Here is a 6,887-nt window from a genome sequence, read left to right as displayed (position 1 = left end):
CATGCCTCGGTCGACGTGTTCACCGACGCGCTGCCGATGCGCGCCAAGCGCGGGCTGATCTTCCTGACAGAGACGCTGTTCGCCGTGGTCCTGGTGACGATCGCGGTGCAGCTTTACGCGGCGCTCGAACGCAACATGCAATCCGGCCAGACCACGATGCTGCTGCAATTCCCGATCTGGTGGTCCTATGCCGCCAGCCTCGCGGGCGCTGCCGCGGCCGCCGCGGCGGGCGTCTACATGGCGCTGCTGCGGCTTTACGAGGCCACCACCGGCCACGCGGTCATCGGTGCGGCGGGGCGCCCGGCATGAGCACGCTCGAGATCGGAATCTGGTCCTTTCCGGCGCTGCTGGCGCTGATCTTCCTGCGTGTGCCCATCGGGCTTGCGATGTTCGTCACCGGCTTCGTCGGACTGACGATGGTCACCGGCAGCACCAACATGGCGCTCGCGCGGATGAAGACCGAGGCCTACACGACGTTCTCCAGCTACTCGCTGTCGATCGTGCCGATGTTCCTGCTGATGGGTTACTTCGCGACGCTCGGGGGCATGAGCCAGGCGCTGTTCCGCGCGGCCGAGGGCTTTCTGGGGCACCGCCGCGGCGGCGTCGCGATGGCGGCGATCGGGTCCTGCGCCGGCTTCGGCGCGATCTGCGGGTCGAGTCTTGCCACGGCGGCCACGATGAGCCGCGTCGCCCTGCCGGAACTGAAGCGCTATGGCTACGAGGGTGGCTTTTCCACCGCGACGCTGGCGGCGGGGGGCACGCTGGGAATCCTGATCCCGCCTTCGGTCGTTTTGGTGATCTACGCGATCCTGACCGAGCAGAACATCGCCAAGCTGTTCCTCGCGGCCTTCGTGCCGGGCGTGCTGGCGGCGATCGGCTACATGATCGCGGTTCAGATCTACGTGCGCCGCAACCCCGGTGCCGCGGGCGTGCGCGAAGCGGTTCCCATGGCCGACCGTTGGCGCCGGCTGCTCGACGTCTGGCCGGTACTGCTGGTGTTCATCGCGGTGGTGGGCGGCATCTACGGCGGTATCTTCACCCCGACCGAGGGCGCGGCGGTGGGCGCGTTCGGCACGGGCCTGATCGCGTTTCTGAACGGCGGGCTGACCAGGGCCACGCTGCTCGAAAGCTTCTCCGACACCGCGCGGTCGACCGCGATGATCTTCTTCATCGTGCTGGGTGCGGCCTTCTACAACGGGTTCCTCGCGCTGACGCAGGTGCCGCAGGAGCTGGCGACCTGGGTGGTCGAGCTTGGCCTCGCCCCGGTGCTGGTGCTGTGCGTGATCCTCGCGCTCTACCTCGTCTTCGGCTGCGTCATGGACAGCCTGTCGATGATCCTGCTGACCGTGCCGATCTTCTACCCGGTGATCTCGGTGCTGGATTTCGGCATGTCGGCCGAGCATGTGGCGATCTGGTTCGGCATCCTGGTGCTGATCGTGGTCGAGGTCGGGCTGATCACGCCGCCGGTGGGCATGAACTTGTTCGTGATCAACGCGATGGACCCCACGACGCCGATCGCGTCGACCTACCGCGCGGTGATGTATTACGTGGGATCGGACATCGTGCGGGTGGCGATCCTGGTGGCGTTCCCGTCGATCACGCTGTTCCTGCTTTAGGGACGGGCAGGCGGGGGCACTGCCCCCGCGCCCCTGGGGTATTTTCAAGCTGAAGAAGGAGGGCGCGGCATGCGCATCGAGGGACAGGTGGCGCTGGTGACCGGCGCGGCGAGCGGGCTGGGGGCTGCGACGGCGAAGCGGTTGGCGGCCGAGGGCGCGCGCGTGGCGGTGCTGGATTTCGACGGCGAGGGTGCCGCGCGCATGGCCGATGAGATCGGCGGGATCGCGGTGCAGGCCGACGTGGGCGACGCGGCCTCGGTCGAGGCGGCGGTGGCGCAGGTGGTCGAGCGGCTGGGCGCCCCGCGCATCGCGGTGAACTGCGCGGGCGTGGCGGGTGCCGCGCGGGTCGTCGGCCGCGAGGGCAAGCTGGCCGTCGACCTTTTCGAGCGCACGATCCGCGTCAACCTGATCGGGACCTACACCGTGATGTCGCACGCCGCCCGCGCGATGTCCGAGCTCGAGCCGCTGGAGGGCGGCGAGCGCGGCGTCGTGGTCAACACCGCCTCGGTCGCCTATCAAGACGGGCAGATCGGGCAGGCTGCCTATGCGGCATCCAAGGGCGGCATCGCGTCGTTGTGCCTGCCGGCCGCACGCGACATGGCCAAGCTGGGCATCCGCGTCATGGCCATCGCGCCGGGGCTGTTCGACACGCCGATGATGCAGGGCCTGCCCGAGGAGACCACCGCCGGGATCGTCGCCAACATCCCGTTTCCGCACCGCCTGGGCGAGCCGGGCGAATACGCGCAGATGGTCTGCCAGATCGTCGAGAACGCGTATCTCAACGGCACCGTGATCCGCCTCGACGCGGCCGTCCGGCTGCCGCAGCGCTAGGGCAGGGCGAGCCGCGACGCCGGCACCCGGTCGCAGCCGACCGGAAGAAGGCTTGCGTCCCGGCGTCGTTTCCGTAGGGTTCAGGGCTCAAGACGGAACGAACCGTCGCAGAACAACAACTGGGAGGACGTAAAATGACGTCGATGACGGCGAAACTTCTGACGACCGCGATCGCGGTCACCTTCGCGGGCGAAGCGCTTGCCACCGAGTGGAACGTGTCGGTCTGGGGCTCGCGCCGCGCCTTCACCGAGCACGTGCACAAGCTGGCCGAGCTGGTCGAGGAAAAGTCGGGCGGCGACTTCACCATGAACATCAGCTACGGCGGCCTGTCCAACAACACCGAGAACCTCGACGGGATCTCGATCGGGGCGTTCGAGATGGCGCAGTTCTGCGCCGGCTACCACCCCGACAAGAACCGCGCGATCACCGTGCTGGAACTGCCGTTCCTGGGCGTGTCGAACCTCGAGGAGGAGGTCGCCGTCAGCCACGCGATCTACGACCACCCGGCGGTGGCCGACGAGATGGCGCAGTGGAACGCCAAGATGGTGATGACCTCGCCGATGCCGCAGTACAACCTCGTGGGCACGGGCGAGCCGCGCGACGAACTGGCCGAGTTCGACGGCATGCGCGTGCGCGCCACCGGGGGCTTGGGCGAGGCGTTCAGCGCCGTGGGCGGCGTGCCGACCTCGGTCACGTCCTCGGAAGCGTACCAGGCGATGGAATCGGGCGTCGTCGACACGGTCGCCTTCGCGCAGCACGCGCACCTGTCCTTCGGCACGATCAACCGCGCCGACTGGTGGACCGCGAACCTGAACCCCGGCACGGTCAACTGCCCGATCGTCGTCAACATCGACGCCTACGAGATGCTGTCGGACGAGCACAAGGCGATCTTCGACGAAAGCGTCGACGAGTCGATCGACTACTACCTCGAGAACTACGCCCAGCTGCTGCAGCGCTGGGACGAGGTGCTGGAAGAGAAGGGCGTCGAGAAGGTCATGATCTCGGACGAGCAGCTGGCCGAGTTCAAGCGGGTGGCCGGCGATCCGATCCACCAGGCCTGGATCGAGGACATGAGCGCGCAGGGTCTGCCTGCGCAGGAGCTCTACGACCTCGTCTTCGAGACGCTGGAAGAGCACCGCGCCAGCAACTGAGGCTTGGCCGGTCCCCGGGGCATGCTCCGGGGACCGTCACGGCTCGACGGCCGGTCCGCCCAGCGGGCCGGGCATGCGAGTCTTGGACGGAAACATGTGACGGGGGGCGCACATGGCGGGGGCAGCATCGGTTCTCGAGGATGACAGCCTGCTCAGCCGGTTGGACCGGGGGCTGGCGAAAGCGGAATGGAGCATGGCGCTGGTGTCGGGGCTGGGCGCCTTCGCGTTGATGGTGTTGGCGGTGGTGTCGGTGTCGGGGCGCAACCTGTTCAACGAACCGCTGCGCGGCTACGTCGACTGGATCGAGGCGGCGATGCCGCTGATCGCGATCTTCGGCATATCCTACGTGCAGCGACTGGGCGGACACATCCGCATGGACATCGTCGTGGGGGCGCTGAAGGGTCGCGCGCTCTGGGCGGCCGAGTTCATCACCACGCTGGGCGTCCTGGTGCTGATGATCCTGCTGGTCTGGGGCACCTGGGCGCATTTCGACCGCAGCTTCGACTGCTCGCGGCCGCTGTGCTCGCGTGACAGCTCGATCGACATCAACCTGCCGCTGTGGCCCGCCAAACTGGTCGTGCCGGTGGCGTTCTCGGTGCTGTGCGTGCGGCTGGTGCTGCAACTTTGGGGCTACGGTCGGGCCTTCGTCCTGGGGCTGCAGGAACCGGTGGCCGTGCCGCTGGTGCAATCGGCCGCAGAGGTCGCGGCCGCCGAGGCCGAACAGGTGCGGGGGCACGACTGATGGAATCCACCGAAATCGGACTTTGGGTCACCGGCGGCCTGCTGGTCATGGTCGTCCTCGGCATGCGCGTGGCCTTCGCCGCGGCGCTCGCCGGTCTGGTCGGCCTCGTGTGGATCTTCTGGGACCGCTCGGGATATGATCCCGAACGTTTCGGCTGGGCGCTCGGCGTCGCGGTCAAGACCGCGGGGCAGGTCCCCCACGGCAAGGTGGCCAGCCAGGCGCTGAGCCTGATCCCCACCTTCATCCTGATCGGCTACCTCGCCTATTACGCGGGCCTCACCCGTGCCCTGTTCGAGGCCGCCAAGCGCTGGATCGCCTGGGTGCCGGGCGGGCTGGCGGTGTCGACAGTCTTCGCCACCGCGGGCTTCGCTGCGGTGTCGGGCGCCTCGGTCGCCACCGCGGCCGTGTTCGCGCGGATCGCCATCCCCGAGATGCTGAAGGTCGGCTACGACAAGCGGTTCGCCGCGGGCGTCGTGGCCGCGGGCGGCACGCTCGCCTCGCTGATCCCGCCCTCGGCGATCCTGGTGATCTACGCCATCATCGTCGAGCAGGACGTGGGCCGGCTGCTGCTGGCGGGCTTCATCCCCGGCGTCTTCTCGGCGCTGGTCTACGCCGCGCTGATCATCATCCTCGCGCTGACCATCAAGGGCTTCGGCCCGCCGGTGGGCGGCTTCACGTGGCGCGAACGCTTCGTCTCGCTGCCGCCGGCGCTGCCGATCGTGGCGGTCGTCGTGATCATCATCTTCTTCGTCTACAACCCGTTCGGCGGCGACGCCTGGGGCACGCCGACCGAGGGCGGCGCGATCGGCGCCTTCCTCGTGTTCCTCATGGCTCTGTGGCACGGCATGCGCCTGCCCGAGCTGCGCGACGCGCTGGTCGAGACCGCCAAGCTGTCGATCATGATCTTCGCGATCATCTGGGGCGTGCTGATCTACGTGCGCTTCCTGGGCTTCGCGGACCTGCCCTCGGCCTTCGCGGACTGGATCAGCGGGCTGCCCTATTCGCCCATGCTGATCCTGATCTGCATCCTGCTGGCCTATGCCGTGCTGGGTATGTTCATGGACGCGATCGGGATGCTGCTGCTGACGCTGCCGGTGGTCTACCCGGCGGTCATGGCACTGAACGGGGGCCTTATGGTGACCGCCGAGGACAGCGCCTTCGGCATGTCGGGGCCGATGTGTGCGGTCTGGTTCGGGATCCTGGTCGTGAAGATGGCCGAGTTCTGTCTGATCACGCCGCCCATCGGCCTCAACTGCTTCGTCGTCGCGGGCGTGCAGCCCGACATCTCGGTCCAGGACGTGTTCCGCGGCGTGACGCCGTTCTTCGTCGCCGACGCGATCACCATCGGGCTTCTGGTGGCGTTCCCGGCGATCGTCCTGTGGTTGCCGTCCATGGCGATGTGAGTCGCCCCGCGCCGGCCATCCGGTCCGGCGCGGGGCCTGTTCCCCCGGCGGCGCATGTCGGGCGGGAACAATATCCTGTCGCGCACGTATTCCTCACGGTCCCCGTGGGGCGGGGCCGCCTTGCACCAGCGGGACGGAGCTTCCATGCGCACGACACTGACCGTCAATGGCGTACGCCATGACCTGAGCCATGACGAGCGGGTAAGCCTGCTCGACGCGATACGCGACCAGATCGGCCTGACCGGCACCAAGAAGGGCTGCGACCACGGTCAATGCGGCGCCTGCACGGTGCACGTGAACGGCCGCCGGGTGAATTCCTGCCTGACGCTGGCGGCGATGCACGACGGCGACGAGATCACCACCATCGAGGGCCTCGGCACGCCCGACGCGCCGGGCACCATGCAGGCGAGCTTTCAGGCCTGCGACGGGTTCCAGTGCGGCTTCTGCACCTCGGGTCAGATCATGTCGGCCAGCGCGATGCTGGAAGAGATCGGCCGGGGCGACCCCTCGCATGTCTCGTCCTCGCTGGGCGACATCGACGGCATGAGCGACGAGGAACTCGCCGAGCGGATGAGCGGCAACCTCTGCCGCTGCTCGGCCTACCCGATGATCCGCGCGGCCATCGCCCGCGCGGCGGAGGCGGCGGAATGAGACCTTTCGATTATCGCCGCGCCGAAAGCTTGGAGACGGTCGCCGATGGCGGCCGCATCATCGCCGGCGGCACCAACCTGCTGGACCTGATGAAGCTGCAGGTCGAGGTTCCCGACACGCTGGTGGACATCAACCGCATCCCCGGACTCGACCGGATCGAGGCCGACGGCGACGGTCTGCGCATCGGCGCGCTGGTCAACAACACCGACCTTGCCGCCGACCGGCGCATCCGCGCGGGTTACCCGGTGCTGGCGCGCGCCATTCTGGCCGGCGCCTCGGGGCAGATCCGCAACAAGGCGACCACCGGCGGCAACCTGCTGCAGCGCACGCGCTGCCCGTATTTCTATGACCCCGCCATGGCCTGCAACAAGCGCGAGCCGGGTGCCGGCTGCGCCGCGCAGGGCGGCGCGGGGAGCATGCTGGCAGTGTTCGGCACGTCCGAGGCGTGTCTGGCCGCGCACCCGTCCGACATGGCCGTGGGCCTGCGCGTGCT

Annotated in this window: 8 protein-coding genes; all 8 read left to right on the top strand. The window is 68.3% G+C overall.

The annotated features are described in order from the left end of the window. Positions 1-309 (top strand): TRAP transporter small permease subunit (locus tag ACFDTC_RS01830; RefSeq protein WP_375257156.1); only part of this gene is annotated, 309 nt, incomplete at its 5' end. Continuing rightward, a complete protein-coding gene (locus ACFDTC_RS01825; protein WP_375257155.1) occupies positions 306-1,616 on the top strand; it encodes a TRAP transporter large permease in 1,311 nt (436 codons plus the stop codon). The genes ACFDTC_RS01830 and ACFDTC_RS01825, both read left to right, overlap by 4 nt. A gap of 69 nt (positions 1,617-1,685) precedes the next feature. Beyond that, positions 1,686-2,447, top strand: a complete 762-nt coding sequence (locus ACFDTC_RS01820; protein ID WP_375257154.1) for an SDR family NAD(P)-dependent oxidoreductase — start codon at positions 1,686-1,688, stop codon at positions 2,445-2,447. A gap of 143 nt (positions 2,448-2,590) precedes the next feature. Then, positions 2,591-3,598: a TRAP transporter substrate-binding protein DctP gene (dctP, locus tag ACFDTC_RS01815; protein ID WP_375257153.1), complete on the top strand. Its 1,008-nt coding sequence runs from the start codon at positions 2,591-2,593 to the stop codon at positions 3,596-3,598. A gap of 112 nt (positions 3,599-3,710) precedes the next feature. Further along, the gene (locus ACFDTC_RS01810) at positions 3,711-4,340 is read left to right on the top strand and encodes a TRAP transporter small permease subunit (protein ID WP_375257152.1); all 630 of its coding nucleotides are present in this window, start codon (positions 3,711-3,713) and stop codon (positions 4,338-4,340) included. Then, positions 4,340-5,743: a TRAP transporter large permease gene (locus ACFDTC_RS01805; RefSeq protein ID WP_375257151.1), complete on the top strand. Its 1,404-nt coding sequence runs from the start codon at positions 4,340-4,342 to the stop codon at positions 5,741-5,743. The genes ACFDTC_RS01810 and ACFDTC_RS01805 overlap by 1 nt, the downstream gene beginning before the upstream one ends. A 144-nt stretch (positions 5,744-5,887) precedes the next feature. After that, on the top strand, positions 5,888-6,394 hold the full coding sequence (locus ACFDTC_RS01800; protein WP_375257150.1) for a 2Fe-2S iron-sulfur cluster-binding protein: 507 nt from the start codon (positions 5,888-5,890) through the stop codon (positions 6,392-6,394). Beyond that, positions 6,391-6,887 (top strand): FAD binding domain-containing protein (locus ACFDTC_RS01795; RefSeq protein WP_375257183.1); only part of this gene is annotated, 497 nt, incomplete at its 3' end. The genes ACFDTC_RS01800 and ACFDTC_RS01795, both read left to right, overlap by 4 nt.

It is taken from the genome of Citreimonas sp. (assembly GCF_042096055.1).
Taxonomy (GTDB): Bacteria; Pseudomonadota; Alphaproteobacteria; order Rhodobacterales; family Rhodobacteraceae; genus Citreimonas.
The sequence above is the reverse complement of the archived record's forward strand: the minus strand, read 5'-3'. Positions and strand labels throughout refer to the sequence as shown.

Coding starts and splice junctions, on each gene's coding strand:
- ACFDTC_RS01825 (WP_375257155.1), top strand. CDS start 306: ATGAGCACGCTCGAGATCGGAATCTGGTCCTTTCCGGCGCTGCTGGCG.
- ACFDTC_RS01820 (WP_375257154.1), top strand. CDS start 1,686: ATGCGCATCGAGGGACAGGTGGCGCTGGTGACCGGCGCGGCGAGCGGG.
- dctP (WP_375257153.1), top strand. CDS start 2,591: ATGACGGCGAAACTTCTGACGACCGCGATCGCGGTCACCTTCGCGGGC.
- ACFDTC_RS01810 (WP_375257152.1), top strand. CDS start 3,711: ATGGCGGGGGCAGCATCGGTTCTCGAGGATGACAGCCTGCTCAGCCGG.
- ACFDTC_RS01805 (WP_375257151.1), top strand. CDS start 4,340: ATGGAATCCACCGAAATCGGACTTTGGGTCACCGGCGGCCTGCTGGTC.
- ACFDTC_RS01800 (WP_375257150.1), top strand. CDS start 5,888: ATGCGCACGACACTGACCGTCAATGGCGTACGCCATGACCTGAGCCAT.